This is a genomic window from Mycobacterium sp. 050272, from assembly GCF_039023525.1.
Classification (GTDB): domain Bacteria; phylum Actinomycetota; class Actinomycetes; order Mycobacteriales; family Mycobacteriaceae; genus Mycobacterium.
This window is the reverse complement of sequence record NZ_JBCHKV010000003.1, coordinates 42,064-57,357: the sequence shown is the minus strand read 5'-3', so window position 1 is coordinate 57,357 and position 15,294 is coordinate 42,064. Positions and strand designations below refer to the sequence as shown.

Sequence of the window (15,294 nt, the reverse complement as noted above, 5' to 3'; positions counted from 1 at the left end):
GAAGGAAGGAACCACCATGTCGCGCGTGCAGCTAGCCCTCAACGTCGACAATCTCGACGAGGCAATCGCCTTTTACTCCAAGCTTTTTGACACCAAGCCCGCCAAGGTCAAACCCGGCTACGCCAATTTCGCCATCACCTCGCCCCCACTCAAGCTGGTACTGATCGAAAACCCGGACCACGCCGGTACCCTCAACCACCTCGGCGTTGAAGTTGGCGACAGCGACACGGTGCGTGCCGAGATCGACCGGCTTACCAACGAAGGCCTGTTCACCGAGGAAGAGCTCAACAGCACCTGCTGCTTCGCAGCCCAGGACAAGGTTTGGGTCACCGGCCCCAACGGTGAGCGATGGGAGGTCTACACCGTCTTAGCCGACTCAGACACCTTCGGTCCCGGGACCGACGAGGCCTGCTGCACGGCGTCCTAGCGCGGCTAACGCTTACTCATCCTCAACGCCAAAAGCGTTGACCGCCACCGCTAGCAGGCAATTGCCCCCGCTGGTGAATACCAGGTCCATGCGTTCGGGGTCGGTGAAGTGACGGCCCAACTGGTCCCGGGTGGGTGCGGAGATGGTCCCGCGCCGTGTGGATCCCGAGGCTCAGGTTTGAATGGCGACCAGAGACTTGACCAGTCCCGCGAATCGTTCAAACCAGATGTCCGAGGACGGGAACAACCCGCGCATCTGTGAGATGCCGACCAGTTCGATCTCGTCGACCTGTTCCCGGGCTTCCTCGCGAGTGTGCGTGCGAATGTGGCCGCGATTCCATCGCAGCGACACCTGGATGCGCGCCTCGTAGGGCAGCCACTGCATGCCCGGGAACAGCCAATGCGGCTCGATCGGAAAGTAGCGGTAGGGAGTCTGGATCCAGTGCCGGTCGGCGAGTGCGTGAACATAGTCCGCGAGTCGCTGGCGCTGTACATGCCCACCGACGTGTTCGAGCAGTGAGTTTGAAAACACCAGGTCGAAATGATCATCCGTCACCGACCTCGGCAGATCACACGCGTTGGCCTGAATCGCGGTCACGCCCGGAGCCTGCGCTTGCGCGGGCATCAGGTTCACCGTGGTGACGGCGCGGGGTTGCACCGGCGCGAGCTGCCACGACTCGGGCGTCCCGCCCAGGTCCAGCACTCTCATTTCGGAGAATTCCGGGAAGCAGGTGACCAGGTGCCGCCAACGACGGCCGCGTGCCCGCCCGGACAGCGACCGCTCGGAATTGACATCTGTCGCGAAGTCGCGCAGCCAGTTCGACATCCGCCCTCACTCCTTGAGGCCGGCCCGTAAGCCCGACCCGCCGCCCGACATGTCACCCGAAGGTGCCCGGAAGGAAACGTACCGTATCGAGGCGTTGGACCTCAGCGGATGATGTATTTGCTTGGCTACTTCAGTACTTCGAGCAGCTTTTCGGCCAGCGGTCCGGCCGAGGCGGGGTTTTGCCCGGTGTAAAGATTGCGGTCCGTCACCGTAAACGGCTTCCACATTTCGCCTTTGACGAAGTCGATGCCCATCTTGACCAGTTCGTCTTCGACCGTCCACGGCGCCTTTTCGCGGAGTCCGACACCGTCCTCTTCGTCGTTGGTGAAGGCCGTGACGCGATAACCCGCGAAGGGCGAAGTGCCATCGCGGCGGGTGGCCAGGATTGCCGCCGGTGCGTGGCAGACGATTGCCAACGGCTTGCCTGAGGCAAGCGCCGCGATGAGCAGGCGACCGGAATCGGCGTCACGCCAGAGGTCTTCCATCGGGCCGTGCCCACCGGGGTAATAGATGGCGTCGTAATCGTCCAGGCGCGCGTTGGCCAGCTGGATCGGCGCACGCAGCTGTTCGGCGGAACGCAGAATTCCTTCCAGTTTCTCGGCGATCTCGACGCTGCCGGCCATCGACGGCCGCAAGCTCATCACGTCTACGTACGGGACGGTGCCGCCGGGCGTGGCCACCACGATCTGGTGGCCAGCCCGGCTGAGCGCCTCGTACGGGGCCGCGAATTCCTCGGCCCAATAACCGGTCGGATGGCGGGTGCCGTCGTTCAGTGTCCAGTAGCTCGATGCGGTGACGACGAACAGAACTTTTGCCATCAGACGGTCACTTCCCTTGTCAAAGCAGTCCCGCACGCCGGTATGCGGTGTGGGACCCACAAGCGGTCAAGCGAAGCTAACCCTAGAACCAGACTTTTCGGCCGGCAACCGGACGTCCGACCGCTCCCAGGATCCACAAGACCACACCGATCAGCACCAGGATGCCACCGATGGTTTCCAGAATCGGGATGGCGGCGAAATACCCGATGACAACAAGAATGATGCCGAGGATAATCACGTCGTGCCCCTTTCTATTGGGCGTCAGTCGAATTGATCCCCAACGGACTACCCCGGCACGAATACCTTCAATCAGACATTCGCCCATTCGTTTCCGAGCTGCACGCTTTGACCAGCTCGGCGCGGGCCAGAGTCTGCTGTGCCTGCTTCACGTGGGCGGCATCGACCAGCACCCCGTTGACTCCGACCGCCCCGCGGCCCGCGGCCTCGGCCTTGCGGTAGGCGGACACATTGGCTTCGGCGCGGGCGATCTCGTCGGCGGTCGGTGCGTAAACACCGTTGGCGACGGGCACCTGCTCGGGATGGATGGCCCACTTGCCGGTGTAACCGAGCAGCGACGCGCGCCGCGCATCACGCTCGTATCCGGCCAGGTCGCGGTAGTCGGGATAAGGCGCGTCGATGGCGTCTAGGCCGGCGATGCGCGCAGCGACGATGACCTTGTTACGCGCATAGGCCCAGAATTCGCCGGGGTATTCGCCGAGCGGGACGAAGTTGGTGTCCACCCGGGCACCCTGCGACAACGAGAAGTCACCGACCCCGAAGATCAGGGTATCCAGGCGAGGGCTGGCCGCGGCGATCTGCTCGGCGTTAGCCAGGCCCTGCACTTCCTCGATCAGAACCTCGAGCCGAATTCGGTTGCTCAGGCCAAGTTTCGACTCCAGCTGAGTGAGCAGGACGTCGACCCACCAGACATCCTGTGCGGTGCGGGCTTTCGGGATGATGATCGTGTCGAGGTTCTCGCCCGCCTGGGTGACGACGTCGATTACGTCGTCGTGGCACCACTGAGTGTCCAGACCGTTGATCCGGATGGCGCGTGCGGTGCGCCCCCAGTCGATATCGTTGAGCGCCGCAATGACTTTCGCACGGGACTGCACTTTGGCGCCGACCGGGGTGGCATCCTCGAGATCGAGGAACACCAAATCCGCCCCACACTTGGCGCCCTTCTCGAACATGTTGTCGTTGCACGCCGGCACCGCGAGTTCGGAACGACGGAGCAGACCAGTCATTGATTTCCTTCTGTCACAACACGCCGCGGGTACGCAGATCGTTGATCTCGTTGGGAGTCAAGCCGAGTAGCTCGCCATAGACTTCGTCATTGTGTTCACCGAGGCCAGGCCCGAGATGGCCCACCGTTGCGGACGCCGACGAGAAGCGCGGAACGGGGGCCTGCACCGTCATCGAACCGAGCTGCGGGTCGGAGACCGAGATGAACACCCCCCGATGGGTCAGCTGCTCGTCGGCGACGAGATCCCGTATGTCGTAGACCGGCGCCGCGGCGACGTCGTGGGTTTCGAAAGTATGCATGGCTTCCGAAAGAGTCTTGGTGGCAACCCAATCCGCTACCACGGTATCCACCTCGCGGGCCCGGGCCAGCCGCCGCTGGGGGTCGGCGAAGTCTGGGTCGGACAGCAGGTCGTCTCGGCCGATGGCGCGAAACACCCTTAACGCCAAGGCCGGTGAACTGCCGGACATGGCCAGCCACCGCCCGTCAGCGGTGCGGTAGGTATTGCGCGGAGCTGAAATGTCCCAGCGATTGCCGGCGCGCTCGGGCACCAGTCCCAATTGGTCGTAGCCCAGTAGCGTCTGCTCCAGCAGGCGCGCCAGCGGGTCGATCAGGTTGACGTCGATCAGCTGACCCGGCGCGCCATGCACGTCGCGGTGATACAACGCCATCATGACCGCGTAGGTGGCGTTCAGCGAGGCGACGCCGTCGGCCAGCATGAACGGCGGCAGCGTCGGCGGTCCGCCGGCTTGTCCGGTGATGTGCGCGAACCCGCTCATCGCCTCACCGAGCGTGCCGAAGCCCGGGCGCTCACTCTTCGGCCCGGTCAATCCGTACCCGGTGATGTGCAGCATCACGATCCGGTCGTTGACCGCGCGCAGGTTCTCGTAGTCCAGCCCCCACTTGCGCAACGTCTGCGGCCGGGTGTTGAAGATGGCGACGTCGGCATGCCCGACCAGCCTGCGCGCCATCGCCTGACCTTTGGCGCACCGCAGATCCAGGGTGATCGCTCGCTTGTTGCGCGACAAGGACTTCCACATCAGCCCGACATCCTCGCGCTGATTGCCCCAACCGCGGATCGGGTCGCCATGCCGCGGGTCTTCTACCTTGATCACTTCGGCACCGAATTCGCCCAGGTACGTCGCGACCAGCGGTGCGGCCGCCAACGTCGCGAGGTCGAGCACTCGCACACCCTCAAGCATCCGCACCGGCACCCACCCTGCTATTCGAAGGACGTTGCAGCCCAAGGTGTCCCCGCAATGTGGAGGACTCGTACTCGGTGCGGAACAGCCCGCGCCGCTGCAACTCCGGAACCACCATCCGCACCACGTCTTCGAATGCCCCGGGCAGATGCGTTGCGGCCAGAACGAAGCCGTCGCACGCCCCGCTTTCGAACCAGTCCGCCATCTGATCGGCGACCTGCTCGCCGGTGCCGACGAAGCGCGGTCCCTGCAGCAGCGTCGCGCGATGGCCGGCCAGATCGCGCACGGTCACCGTGTCACCACCGATATGGGAGCGCAGGTTCTGCACCAGTCCGCGAATTCCGGAGGACGACGCGATCAGTTCGTCGGTGACGGGATCGTCCAGATCGTGTTGCGCGAAGTCGTAATTCATCAACTCCGACAACAGTGTCAGTGATGCCGTCGGATGAACGAGATCGTTGAGGAACAGAGCCTCGCGATCCTTGGCGTGGGCCTCGGATTCGCCCACCACAGCGTAGGCCATCGGGCAGATTCGTACCGCGGCAGGATTGCGCCCCGCATCGGCGATGCGCTCCTTCTGGTCGGCGTAGTGACGGCGTGCGACCGCGATACCCGGATCTCCGGTGAAGATCAATTCCGCCCAGCGCGAAGCGAATTCGCGCCCGCGTCCCGATGATCCGGCCTGGATGATGACCGGTCGCCCCTGCGGAGTGCGCGGCACGGTCAGCGGTCCACGCGACGAGAAGTACTGCCCGACATGCCCAAGCTCGTGCACCTTGCCCGGATCGCCGTAGTGCCCGGACGCCCGGTCGTGCAGGATCGCGTCGTCCTCCCAGCTGTCCCATAGCCCGGCGACGACGTCCATGAACTCGTCGGCGCGGTCGTAGCGTTCGTCATGGCCGAGATGGGTATCGACACCGAAGTTCTGCGCCTCGCTGTCGTTGACGGAGGTGACCACGTTCCAGGCGGCCCGACCGCCGGACAGGTGATCCAGCGTGGCGAAGGTTCGCGCGACGTGGAACGGCTGGTAGTAGGTGGTCGAGTAGGTCGCGCCCAGTCCGATGCGCGACGTGGCCTGGGCCAGCACGCCAAGCACGATGCTGAGGTCCAGCTTCACTGGGCGCGCGCCGTAGGACACCGCCTCAGCGACCGAACCCCGGTAGACCCCCGGCATCGCCAGGCGGTCGTCGAAGAACATCAGATCGAAGCAGCCTTCTTCGAGCTGACGGGCGATCTTGGCGTAGTACGAAGCGTCGAGGTAACCGTGTTCGGTCGCCGGGTGCCGCCACGATCCGGCGTACACCGAGGTGTTGCCCGCCTGCATGAAAGCAACCAGCGCCATCTTGTCCTGTCGTCGGTCGACCATGCTCGAAACGTAGCATCTGATATTTTAGATATCAAATGTGAGATGTGTCATTTGGTAGCATTCCGGGATGGCTTCGATCTCGAGGATCGACATCTCCGGCACCGTGCGAGAACGGGCCGCCCGCGAACTCAGGGACCGGATCCTTACCGGCGCGTTGTCCGCCGGCACGCGAGTCGATCTCGACGCCATCACCGAGGAGTTCGCGACCAGCCGGACCCCGGTCCGCGAGGCGTTGCTGGAACTCTCCTTCGAAGGTCTGGTCCAGATCGCGCCGCGCAGCGGCATCACCGTGATCGGCATCAGCCCCACCGACGTCATGGACAGCTTCACCATCCTGGGCGTTCTCACCGGACAAGCCGCCGCGTGGGCTGCCCAGCGCATCGAACCGGGCGAGCTCGAGATGCTGCGCGAGCTCGCCGCGGATGTGGTGGCGCGCTCCGGTGACGACAGCATCGGGGAAGCCAACTGGCACTTTCACCAGAAAATCCACCGCGCCGCACACTCCGCGCGGCTAATGACGCAGATCAAGCAGGCCGCGCGGGTGGTGCCGAGCAACTTCCTCACCCTGTTTCCCGACCATGAGAAAAATTCGCTCGACGAGCACCAGGAATTACTCGACGCACTCGGCGATAAGGACGTCGAGCGGTCCCGCACGATCGCCGAACGCCATGTGCTGGACGCGGGGCGCTCGCTGGCCGACTGGCTCGAGCACCGCCGCACCGCGTGAGACCCGACCGGGGTGTCACACGCCGCGAGCGGTTGCCGGCGCGGCGCCGGGATTTGAGTATTTTCGTGGGGTGCCATCGACTTCTGGGCCTCCTGTCCCCGCACGAGTCCCAGCGCAATACACGCTGTCGCCCGCTGCTCCGAGCCCGCGCACGCTGATCGACATCCTGTATGCGACCGCCGCGCGTTACCCGGACGCGGCGGCCATCGACGACGGCGTCGTCCAGCTCACCTACAGCGAGCTGATCGGCGACATCGAGGCCAGCGTGCAATGGCTGGCCGCTCGGGGCATCGGACGCGGCGACCGTCTGGGAATCCGGATGCCGTCGGGCAGCTACGCCCTGTACGTGGCCATCCTTGCGACACTGGCCACCGGCGCGGCATACGTGCCCGTCGATGCCGACGATCCCGACGAACGCGCCGAGTTGGTGTTCGGTGAGGCCGGCGTCGTGGGCGTCATCACCGAGGCGGGCTTGCTCCGCGGCGTCGGCTTGTCTCGGGGCTGGCGGGCCACGGCGCCGCTGGCCCGCGACGACGCCTGGATCATCTTCACCTCCGGATCGACCGGCACGCCGAAGGGTGTCGCGGTAACGCACCGCAGCGCCGCGGCGTTCGTCGACGCGGAGGCGCAGATGTTCCTGCAGGACAACCCGATTGGGCCCGGTGACCGGGTACTGGCCGGGCTGTCGGTGGCATTCGACGCGTCGTGCGAGGAAATGTGGCTGGCCTGGCGCCACGGTGCCTGCCTGGTTCCCGCGCCGCGCTCGCTGGTGCGCAGCGGGATGGACCTGGGTCCGTGGCTGGTCACCCGGGACGTGACCGTGGTCTCGACGGTGCCGGCGCTGGCCGCGCTGTGGCCCAGCGAGGCGCTGGAGGCGGTGCGGTTGTTGATCTTTGGCGGCGAGGCTTGCCCACCGGAGCTGGTCGAGCGCCTCGCCGTCGACGGTCGCGAAGTATGGAACACCTATGGACCGACCGAGGCCACGGTGGTGGCGTGTGCGGCGAAACTTGGTGGCCCCGGGCCGATCAGCATCGGGCTGCCGCTGCCCGGCTGGGACCTGGCGGTCGTCGACGCCGACTGCCTGCCGGTCGCCTACGGCGACGTCGGCGAGCTGGTGATCGGTGGCGTCGGGCTGGCCCGCTACCTGGACAAAGACAAGGACGCCGAAAAATACGCGGCGATGCCGTCGCTGGGCTGGGCGCGCGCCTACCGCAGCGGCGACCTGGTTCGGCTGGAGCGCGACGGGCTGTACTTCTGTGGCCGCAGCGACGACCAGGTCAAGGTCGGGGGCCGGCGCATCGAGCTGGGCGAGGTCGACTCTGCGTTGGTGCACCTGCCCGGCGTCAGCGGCGGCGCGGCCGCGGTCCGCCACACCTCAACCGGCACACCGGTTTTGGTCGGCTACCTGGTCAGCGCGGATCCGGAGTTCGACCTGGGCGAGGCGCGCGCCCGGCTCGCCGCGCAGCTGCCCGCCTCGCTGGTGCCGCGGCTGGTCCGGGTCGACGAGCTGCCCACCCGCACGTCAGGCAAGGTCGACCGCGACGCGCTGCCGTGGCCGCCGCCGGGCGGCGAGTCGGACGAAGCGCTCGATCTGGGCGGCACGACGGGCTGGCTCGCCGGACTGTGGCGCGACTTGCTGGGTGCGGCGGTCGACACCGTCGAGGCGGACTTCTTCGCGCTCGGCGGCGGCTCGCTGTCCGCTGCACAACTCGTCGCCGTGCTGCGCCAGCAGTACCCGCAGGTGACCGTTGCCGATCTGTACGACCACCCGCGGCTGGGCTCACTCGCCGGGTTCCTCGACGAACTCGAGGCGCCGCCGCGGGTTGCCGAACGCGAGGTCCGGCCGACACCGTGGCTGACGCGACTCACGCAAACCGTGCTCGCCGTTCCGCTGGCGACGCTGGCGGCGCTGCCGTGGTTGACCTGGCTGGCGCTGGGCAACAACGTCGCCCGCGCCTGGCACGTGGTGCCATGGACGGTGCCGGTGAACTGGTGGCTGATCGCGGTGGCATTCGTCTTGTTCGTTACCCCGTTGGGCCGCATGGGCATCGCGGTGCTGTGTGCGCGGGTCCTGCTGTCGAAGGTGCGCCCGGGTACTTATCGTCGCGGCGGGTCGGTGCACCTGCGGATCTGGTTCACCGAACGGGTCGCCGAGGCCAGCGGCGCGCACAATCTCTCCGGGGCGCCGTGGCTGGTGTACTACGCCCGCGCCCTCGGGGCCGACATCGGCAAGGGTGTCGACCTGCATTCGCTGCCGCCGGTCACCGGGTTGCTCACCCTTGGCCACCGCAGCGCGGTCGAACCCGAAGTCGACTTGTGTGGTCACTGGATCGATGGTGACGCATTCCACGTCGGCGAGATCACGATCGGTGACGACGCGACGATCGGCGCCCGCAGCACGTTGCTGCCCGGTGCGGTCGTCGGCAAGAACGCCGACGTCGCACCGGGCGCGGGCGTGCTGGACAAGATCAAGAACGGCCAGTACTGGAAGGGCTCACCGGCGGTGAAATCCGGCCGGGTCAACCATCCGTGGCCAGACGAACGGCCGTCACGCCGCACGCATTGGGTCGCGATGTATGGGTTGACGTCGGTGCTGCTGGGGGCGCTGCCGCTGGTCGCGGTGGCGAGCGGGCTCGCGGTCATCGGGCTGGCCGTGCGCCACACCGGTCGACTGTCGCAGGCCGTGGTGCCGGCGCTGCTGTGGACACCGGTCGCGACGCTGACCGCGCTGGCGGTGTACGCGCTGTTGACGGTGCTCGGGGTGCGGGCGTTGTCGCTCGGACTGCGCGAGGGCTATCACCCGGTGCGCAGCCGCGCCGGATGGCAGCTGTGGGCCACCGAACGCCTGATGGACGCCGCGCGTAACTACCTGTTCCCGCTGTACGCCAGCCTGCTGACACCGATGTGGCTGCGGCTGCTGGGCGCGAAAGTCGGCCAGGGGACCGAGATCTCGACGGTGTTGCTGACGCCGAAGTTCACCGTGATCGAGGACGGCGCGTTTTTGGCCGACGACACGATGGTGGCCTCCTACGAGCTGGGCGGTGGCTGGATCTACGCGGCGACGACGACCGTCGGCCGGCGGGCATTCCTCGGAAATTCCGGCATCACCCAGCCCGGTCGCCGTGTTCCCGACGACGGCCTGGTAGCGGTGCTGTCCGCCGCACCGCCCAAGGCCAAGCGCGGGTCGTCCTGGCTGGGCAGCCCGCCGATGCGGTTGCGCCGTCGTCCGGCCGAGGCCGACGCGGCGACCACCTACGACCCGCCGCAGCGATTGAAGGCGATGCGAGCGTTGGTGGAGACGTTCCGGTTGCTGCCGGTGATCGTGTCGGTGGCGATCGGGCTGGCCGTGCTAGGCGGATTACAGGCGCTGGCAAGGCTATTCGGTATTTGGTGGGCGGCGCTGGGCTCCGGGTTGGTGTTACTGGCGGCGGGTGCGATCGCCGGTAGCATCACGATCGTCGCGAAATGGCTTCTGGTCGGCCGCATCAAGGCGAGCGAATACCCGCTGTGGTCGTCGTTCGTGTGGCGCAACGAAGTCGCCGATACGTTCGTCGAAACCGTGGCCGCGCCGTGGTTCGCCCGGGCGGCCAGCGGCACACCGGTTCTGAATCTGTGGCTGCGGGCGTTGGGCGCCCGAATCGGTCGCGGCGTCTGGTGTGAATCCTATTGGCTCCCTGAGGCGGATCTCGTCACGCTGGGGGACGGGGCCACCGTCAATCGCGGCTGCGTGGTGCAGACACATCTTTTCCACGACCGGATCATGCGGATGGACGGTGTGGTGCTCGAACCCGGTGCGACGTTGGGTCCGCATTGTGTGGCGTTGCCCGCCGCCCGGCTCGGCGCCGGCGCGACCGTCGGACCCGCGTCGCTGGTGGTGCGTGGTGACGAGGTGCCGGGATCGACACGCTGGCAAGGTAATCCGATCAGACCGTGGAATCCGGGCCGTAAGAAGGCGCGCAAGGCCGCCTCCGGGCGCGGCGCCCAGGACACCGCGGCGTGAAAGCTTCGGCGAAGAAGGCGCTGCCGCCCGATGCCATCGACGAGTACCTGCCGAACAACGGCAGCTCCGCGTACCAGGTGTCGCGCTATGAGCTGGATCTGGACTACAAGGTCGCGCTGAACCGGCTGTCCGGCTCGGCCACCATCACCGCCGTCACGCTGACCGAATTGCAGCAACTGACGCTCGACCTGTCAGCCGCTCTGACGGTGTCGAAGGTCTCGGTGAACGGCAAACGTGTTGACCAATTCTCTTGCCGTGCTGGCAAATTGCGTATCCGGCTGAGCTCAAAGCTGCCGACCGGTGCCGCGCTGTCGATCGTCGTGCGATACGGCGGCTCACCGCGCCCCATTCGTTCGCTGTGGGGCAACGTCGGATTCGAAGAGCTGACCGACGGCGTGCTCGTCGCATCCCAGCCGAACGGCGCCGCGTCGTGGTTCCCCTGCAACGACCACCCCAGCGCCAAAGCCGCGTTTCATCTCCAGATCAGCACCGAAAGCCGGTACCGGGTGATCGCCAACGGACAGCTGCTTTCGCGGCGGGCCCGCGCCTCGCGGACGGTGTGGACCTACGAGCAGCGTGAGCCGACATCGACCTACCTGATCACGTTGCAGATCGGCGACTACGAGGTCCGACGGCTGGCGCGCACGCCGGTGCCGATACAGGCCGCACTGCCCCAGCGGCTGAGCCGCGACTTCGATCACGACTTCGCGCGTCAGCCCGAGATGATGACGTTGTTCATCGAGCTGTTCGGACCATATCCGCTGGCCACTGGCTATACGGTCGTGGTGACCGACGACCCACTGGAGATACCCCTTGAAGCCCAGGGCATTTCGATCTTCGGTGCCAACCATTGCGATGGCACGCGGTCCAGCGAACGGTTGATCGCCCATGAACTGGCGCATCAGTGGTTCGGCAATTCGGTGACCGCGGGCCAGTGGCGCGACATCTGGCTGCACGAAGGATTCGCGTGTTATGCGGAATGGTTGTGGTCTGAACGCAGCGGCGGGCCCAGCGCCGACGAACTCGCTGGTCTGCACCACACGCAGCTGCGGACGAAGCCGCAGGACCTGCTTTTGGCCGATCCGGGAGCACGCGACATGTTCGACGACCGGGTATACAAGCGCGGCGCGTTGACCTTGCACGCGCTGCGCGAACGGCTGGGTAGCGACAATTTCTTTGCGCTGCTCAAGGATTGGGCATCGCGGCATCGCCACGGCACCGCCGTCACCGACGACTTCACTGGCCTGGCAGCCAACTACTCGGATGAGTCGCTGCGGCCGCTGTGGGAGGCGTGGCTGTATTCGACGGCAGTGCCGTGACGATTAGGCGCAAGAATTAGCCTCCGCCGCCGGCCGCGCCGCCGCCGCCCGTGCCACCGGCTTGTCCGCTACCGGTTCCCCCGCTACCGGGCATATTCTGGCCGCCGGAGCCCGTCCCCGGCTGGATCGGCGAGCCCGGGGCCACCGGTGCCGGCTGGTTGGACGACGTTGGCGACGGTGTCGGCGCCGCCGGCGCGGCGACCGACTGAGTCACGCCGTTACCGCAGGCGATCCCCAGACCGATCGCGGCAGCACCGCCAAGAAGCGCCAACCCCTTTTTCACTGCATGCGATGTCATGTAACCCTCCACTCGATTGTCGGATCTCGTGTCATACCTAGCTGGCGGTACCCGTTGATATCGAGCGCAACCATGATTTCACGCGGTATTTAGCCACCGTTGGGTCGTGCGGGCACGGATGTCGATGGAAGCACCGTCGGCCCCGCCGTCTCGGAGGACGTGGGTGGTGACGTCGTCGGCGGCGCGCCCACCCGGCCCGCGGTGCCACCTCCGCAGGCGACCGCCAGCACGAGCAAGGCCACACCACCCAGCAGAGCTGATCCCTTTTTCAGCGCACGAATATTGGTCATTGTGCGGCGATACCCGGTGGCGGCGAGCTCAATCACGGGTTAGCCGAGGGCCGGCAGCACGGTGTCGGTCAGCAACTGGACCGACTTCCACGCCTCGTCGACGGGCATGCCGCCGACAAGTGGATGCAACACCAACGGCCCGTAGTCGTCGCTGACGCGGATTTCGGCGATCAGCTGGTCGGGAGTCAGGAAGCGGTATCGCCCCGACGCCCGGACCTCGTCGAGCGTCCGGACGCCGGGCAGGTGCATCAGCGATCGTTGGTCAGTGGACCATTCCCCGTAAGTGACCGCCTCCCACAAGATGTGCTCGCCGAGTTCGGCCCACGCCCGGTCGGGATCCTCGTGCAGGTAGATCATTCCGCGGTTGATCGGCCCGGGCATCAGGATGAGCGGCTTGATGCCCGCTGTGGCGCACAGTTCGCGGTAGTAGGTGGCGATATCGGGCAGATGGTCGGCCAGGCTGAGCGGAAGCCCGAATCGCGCGGCCCGCCGCGCGGTGGCGCGGGCGCCGCCACCAACGTACAGCGGCGGATGCGGCCGGCTCCAGGTGCCGGTGCAAATCCCCGTCTCTGCTCCGGCGCCCGACCAGACCGCCAGCATCCGTTCGACCAGGCTGTCCATCAGCGCGCCCCGCTGGGTGAAATCCATTCCGAGTGAGTCGTATTCGACGGTGCGGTAGCCCAGGCCCACCGTGGTGTGCAGCCGGCCACGGCTCATGTTGTCCACGAGCGCGATGTCTTCGGCGAGCCGGACCGGGTTCCATAACGGCCCCAGCGCGCAGTCCACGCTGGCAATCATCGTCGAGGTGCGCGCCAGGAACATGGCGGCAGCCATAATCGGGTTGCAGCTCCAGCCGTGACCGGTGGCGTGGTGCTCATCGACGCTGACCGACGTGATGCCGTGCGACTCACCCCATTGCGCCAATTCGAGCGCGGCGGACAAGAGCTTACTCTGGGTGCGCGGATCCCCTTGTGGCGACGCGAAATTGAATCGCAACACCGTCAAAACCATGTCAGGCTCCGTCTGCGGCCGGCGCGGCGATGGACTCCACGAACGCGGCGAAGTCGGGGAACAACGCGCGGTCGACGATCTCGATGCGGGTGCCGACCGCATCGACGTAGTAGGCGAACATCCCGAACTCGGCGTCCGGTAATTCTCCGGTCATTTCGAAGGTAAAGCCGTTGCGCTCCAACGCGCGCGCGGTCTCGGTGAGGTTGTCGGTGAAATAGCCGACGTGGTGCACCGAGTTGCCCGCTGCGGCGGTCCACGCAGTTCCCGGAACCTCCTGGATCAGTTCGATGTGTGGGCTCTGCACGGAGTAGACGATCGTCGAGGTCAGCTCACGGACCCCGGCCGTGGTGCGAAACGGCAGCGTATAGCGCAGTGGGGTGATCCACCGGTAACCGGCCAGTGCGGTGAGGCGGGCCATGGCGGTGTCGAGGTCGGGCACCACGATGCCGGTGTGATAGAAGTCCTTGGGCTGCAACACAAATGTCATCGTGATGTCCCTTCCCGTGCCGTCACGAGTTACTCGCTATTTGCCGCGAGAGCCAGGCCCGTTCCCAGAAATTCGTTGTGCTGCCCAGCAGACTTTCATGCGCATCCCGCAGCACTTCGCGCGCCCCCGCATGGCCGGGCTCCGCGGTGGTGACGAGCTCGGCAAGGTGGATGGCGTGCAAGGGACGGTTTTCGGCGAGGTGTGCTCGCGCTCGGCCGATGAGCGCATCGGCGCCGGCGAGTTCCACCACGTCGGTGCCGACGGCGTCGAAGCCGACGGGATACAGCTCGGTGGTCGACCGGTGATGGAACCACCCGGAGTAGTTCTCCCACACCGCCCGCACATCCCACGAGACCTTCCCATAGCCTTGGCCCACTTCGCATTCCGGGGGCAATGTGATCTCACGCATCAGGGTCAGGACATCTTTCCCGGCGTTCATACCGGCCACCGTCTGGTCGTGGACGTACTCGATGGCATTGCGCAGCCGACTGAGCTCCTGGTGGATGCGGTCTGCTCCAGCGATCGGTTCGAAGTGGCCGGTCACCAGCAGTTCTGGCTGCAGGTCGCGCACCCGCTCGACCGACGCGATTGCCGTCAGAGCGTCCCGGTAGCGATCGCCGCGGATCGTGACTAGATTGGGAATGTGGCCGAAAATCGGGCCGAAGGTGTTTCCGCACAGACATATTCGCTCATCGGGCAGCCAGATGACCAAAGAGTCGGTGGTCTCGCCACCGGGGACGGAGATCAGCTCCAGTCGGCGTCCGCCGACGTCGAGGGTGAGCGTGTCTTCGAAGTCGAGGTCGACGGAGGGGACGCTCTGGGCGGGTAGCCGCGTGGTACCGAGACGGCGCTGGATGGCCTGGATTCCTGTCGCCAACGTATCGGAGAAGGCGAACGCGCTGCGGCTGGCGCGGTACCGGATGAGGCGCTCGTTGTCGTCTCGCCATTGGGTCCAGTTCGCCTGGGCGACAACGGTTGTGTCGGGGTCACGAACGCTGTCCAGGCCGCCGACGTGGTCCACGTGGCCCTGGGTGAGGATGATGTAGCGCACCGGTGAGGAGTCGACGGCGTCGAAGTTGGCCCGATGCACCGGCCCCTCGAAGCCCATGCCGGTGTTGACGATCACCCGACCGTCGCCGGTGGTCAGCAGGTACGCGTTGGACAGGCCGGGCGAGCACCACAGTCCCTCGGCGATCTGCTCGGCCTGTTCGGCGGACGCGGGCCGCAGCCCGTCGGCGCCTGGCCTGCTGCGGTAGACCGGTTCAAAGTCCTGGGCGCTCATCG

General features: G+C 66.2%; 15 protein-coding genes. 4 read left to right on the top strand and 11 right to left on the bottom strand.

Annotated features, from left to right (window positions below; all coding sequences use genetic code 11):
- The first annotated feature begins 16 nt into the window (after positions 1-16).
- Complete coding sequence (locus AAHS21_RS08055; RefSeq protein WP_342927171.1) at positions 17-427, top strand: ArsI/CadI family heavy metal resistance metalloenzyme; 411 nt, start codon at positions 17-19, stop codon at positions 425-427.
- Between the two features lie 171 nt (positions 428-598).
- Here AAHS21_RS08055 and AAHS21_RS08050 read toward each other — a convergent pair whose 3' ends face one another.
- From AAHS21_RS08050 to AAHS21_RS08025, 6 genes are all read right to left on the bottom strand, one after another.
- Positions 599-1,252 carry a methyltransferase domain-containing protein gene (locus tag AAHS21_RS08050; RefSeq protein WP_342927170.1) on the bottom strand — a complete coding sequence of 218 codons (654 nt, stop codon included), beginning with the start codon at positions 1,250-1,252 and terminating at the stop codon, positions 599-601.
- Positions 1,253-1,377: 125 nt separating this feature from the next.
- Entirely contained in the window at positions 1,378-2,070 is a 693-nt protein-coding gene (locus AAHS21_RS08045; RefSeq protein WP_342927169.1) for a type 1 glutamine amidotransferase domain-containing protein, read from the bottom strand.
- 82 nt (positions 2,071-2,152) lie between these two features.
- The gene (locus tag AAHS21_RS08040; RefSeq protein WP_096290506.1) at positions 2,153-2,308 is read right to left on the bottom strand and encodes a hypothetical protein; all 156 of its coding nucleotides are present in this window, start codon (positions 2,306-2,308) and stop codon (positions 2,153-2,155) included.
- 67 nt (positions 2,309-2,375) lie between these two features.
- Positions 2,376-3,314 carry a CoA ester lyase gene (locus tag AAHS21_RS08035; RefSeq protein ID WP_342927168.1) on the bottom strand — a complete coding sequence of 313 codons (939 nt, stop codon included), beginning with the start codon at positions 3,312-3,314 and terminating at the stop codon, positions 2,376-2,378.
- A 13-nt stretch (positions 3,315-3,327) separates the two neighbouring features.
- Positions 3,328-4,512 carry a CoA transferase gene (locus AAHS21_RS08030; RefSeq protein ID WP_342927490.1) on the bottom strand — a complete coding sequence of 395 codons (1,185 nt, stop codon included), beginning with the start codon at positions 4,510-4,512 and terminating at the stop codon, positions 3,328-3,330.
- Complete coding sequence (locus tag AAHS21_RS08025; protein ID WP_342927167.1) at positions 4,505-5,878, bottom strand: LLM class flavin-dependent oxidoreductase; 1,374 nt, start codon at positions 5,876-5,878, stop codon at positions 4,505-4,507. The genes AAHS21_RS08030 and AAHS21_RS08025 overlap by 8 nt, the downstream gene beginning before the upstream one ends.
- A 67-nt stretch (positions 5,879-5,945) precedes the next feature.
- On the opposite strand from AAHS21_RS08025, the gene AAHS21_RS08020 reads away from it, so the two are divergent.
- From AAHS21_RS08020 to AAHS21_RS08010, 3 genes are all read left to right on the top strand, one after another.
- Positions 5,946-6,605, top strand: a complete 660-nt coding sequence (locus AAHS21_RS08020; protein WP_342927166.1) for a GntR family transcriptional regulator — start codon at positions 5,946-5,948, stop codon at positions 6,603-6,605.
- A 70-nt stretch (positions 6,606-6,675) separates the two neighbouring features.
- Complete coding sequence (locus tag AAHS21_RS08015; RefSeq protein ID WP_342927165.1) at positions 6,676-10,605, top strand: Pls/PosA family non-ribosomal peptide synthetase; 3,930 nt, start codon at positions 6,676-6,678, stop codon at positions 10,603-10,605.
- On the top strand, positions 10,602-11,924 hold the full coding sequence (locus AAHS21_RS08010) for a M1 family metallopeptidase (RefSeq protein ID WP_342927164.1): 1,323 nt from the start codon (positions 10,602-10,604) through the stop codon (positions 11,922-11,924). The genes AAHS21_RS08015 and AAHS21_RS08010 overlap by 4 nt, the downstream gene beginning before the upstream one ends.
- A 16-nt stretch (positions 11,925-11,940) precedes the next feature.
- On the opposite strand, the gene AAHS21_RS08005 is transcribed toward AAHS21_RS08010, so the two are convergent.
- The 5 genes from AAHS21_RS08005 to AAHS21_RS07985 all read right to left on the bottom strand — a co-directional run bounded on the left by AAHS21_RS08005 (position 11,941) and on the right by AAHS21_RS07985 (position 15,292).
- The gene (locus AAHS21_RS08005; RefSeq protein ID WP_342927163.1) at positions 11,941-12,222 is read right to left on the bottom strand and encodes a hypothetical protein; all 282 of its coding nucleotides are present in this window, start codon (positions 12,220-12,222) and stop codon (positions 11,941-11,943) included.
- A gap of 89 nt (positions 12,223-12,311) precedes the next feature.
- On the bottom strand, positions 12,312-12,512 hold the full coding sequence (locus AAHS21_RS08000; RefSeq protein WP_342927162.1) for a hypothetical protein: 201 nt from the start codon (positions 12,510-12,512) through the stop codon (positions 12,312-12,314).
- Between the two features lie 39 nt (positions 12,513-12,551).
- Positions 12,552-13,523, bottom strand: coding sequence for an LLM class flavin-dependent oxidoreductase (locus AAHS21_RS07995; protein ID WP_342927161.1), 972 nt, complete (start codon positions 13,521-13,523; stop codon positions 12,552-12,554).
- 1 nt (position 13,524) lies between these two features.
- Positions 13,525-14,010 carry a VOC family protein gene (locus tag AAHS21_RS07990; RefSeq protein WP_342927160.1) on the bottom strand — a complete coding sequence of 162 codons (486 nt, stop codon included), beginning with the start codon at positions 14,008-14,010 and terminating at the stop codon, positions 13,525-13,527.
- 22 nt (positions 14,011-14,032) lie between these two features.
- Complete coding sequence (locus AAHS21_RS07985) at positions 14,033-15,292, bottom strand: MBL fold metallo-hydrolase (protein WP_342927159.1); 1,260 nt, start codon at positions 15,290-15,292, stop codon at positions 14,033-14,035.
- Positions 15,293-15,294 lie beyond the last annotated feature (2 nt).

Coding starts and splice junctions, on each gene's coding strand:
- AAHS21_RS08055 (WP_342927171.1), top strand. CDS start 17: ATGTCGCGCGTGCAGCTAGCCCTCAACGTCGACAATCTCGACGAGGCA.
- AAHS21_RS08050 (WP_342927170.1), bottom strand. CDS start 1,252: ATGTCGAACTGGCTGCGCGACTTCGCGACAGATGTCAATTCCGAGCGG.
- AAHS21_RS08020 (WP_342927166.1), top strand. CDS start 5,946: ATGGCTTCGATCTCGAGGATCGACATCTCCGGCACCGTGCGAGAACGG.
- AAHS21_RS08025 (WP_342927167.1), bottom strand. CDS start 5,878: ATGGTCGACCGACGACAGGACAAGATGGCGCTGGTTGCTTTCATGCAG.
- AAHS21_RS07995 (WP_342927161.1), bottom strand. CDS start 13,523: ATGGTTTTGACGGTGTTGCGATTCAATTTCGCGTCGCCACAAGGGGAT.
- AAHS21_RS08045 (WP_342927169.1), bottom strand. CDS start 2,070: ATGGCAAAAGTTCTGTTCGTCGTCACCGCATCGAGCTACTGGACACTG.
- AAHS21_RS08035 (WP_342927168.1), bottom strand. CDS start 3,314: ATGACTGGTCTGCTCCGTCGTTCCGAACTCGCGGTGCCGGCGTGCAAC.
- AAHS21_RS08000 (WP_342927162.1), bottom strand. CDS start 12,512: ATGACCAATATTCGTGCGCTGAAAAAGGGATCAGCTCTGCTGGGTGGT.
- AAHS21_RS07990 (WP_342927160.1), bottom strand. CDS start 14,010: ATGACATTTGTGTTGCAGCCCAAGGACTTCTATCACACCGGCATCGTG.
- AAHS21_RS08030 (WP_342927490.1), bottom strand. CDS start 4,512: ATGCTTGAGGGTGTGCGAGTGCTCGACCTCGCGACGTTGGCGGCCGCA.
- AAHS21_RS08005 (WP_342927163.1), bottom strand. CDS start 12,222: ATGACATCGCATGCAGTGAAAAAGGGGTTGGCGCTTCTTGGCGGTGCT.
- AAHS21_RS07985 (WP_342927159.1), bottom strand. CDS start 15,292: ATGAGCGCCCAGGACTTTGAACCGGTCTACCGCAGCAGGCCAGGCGCC.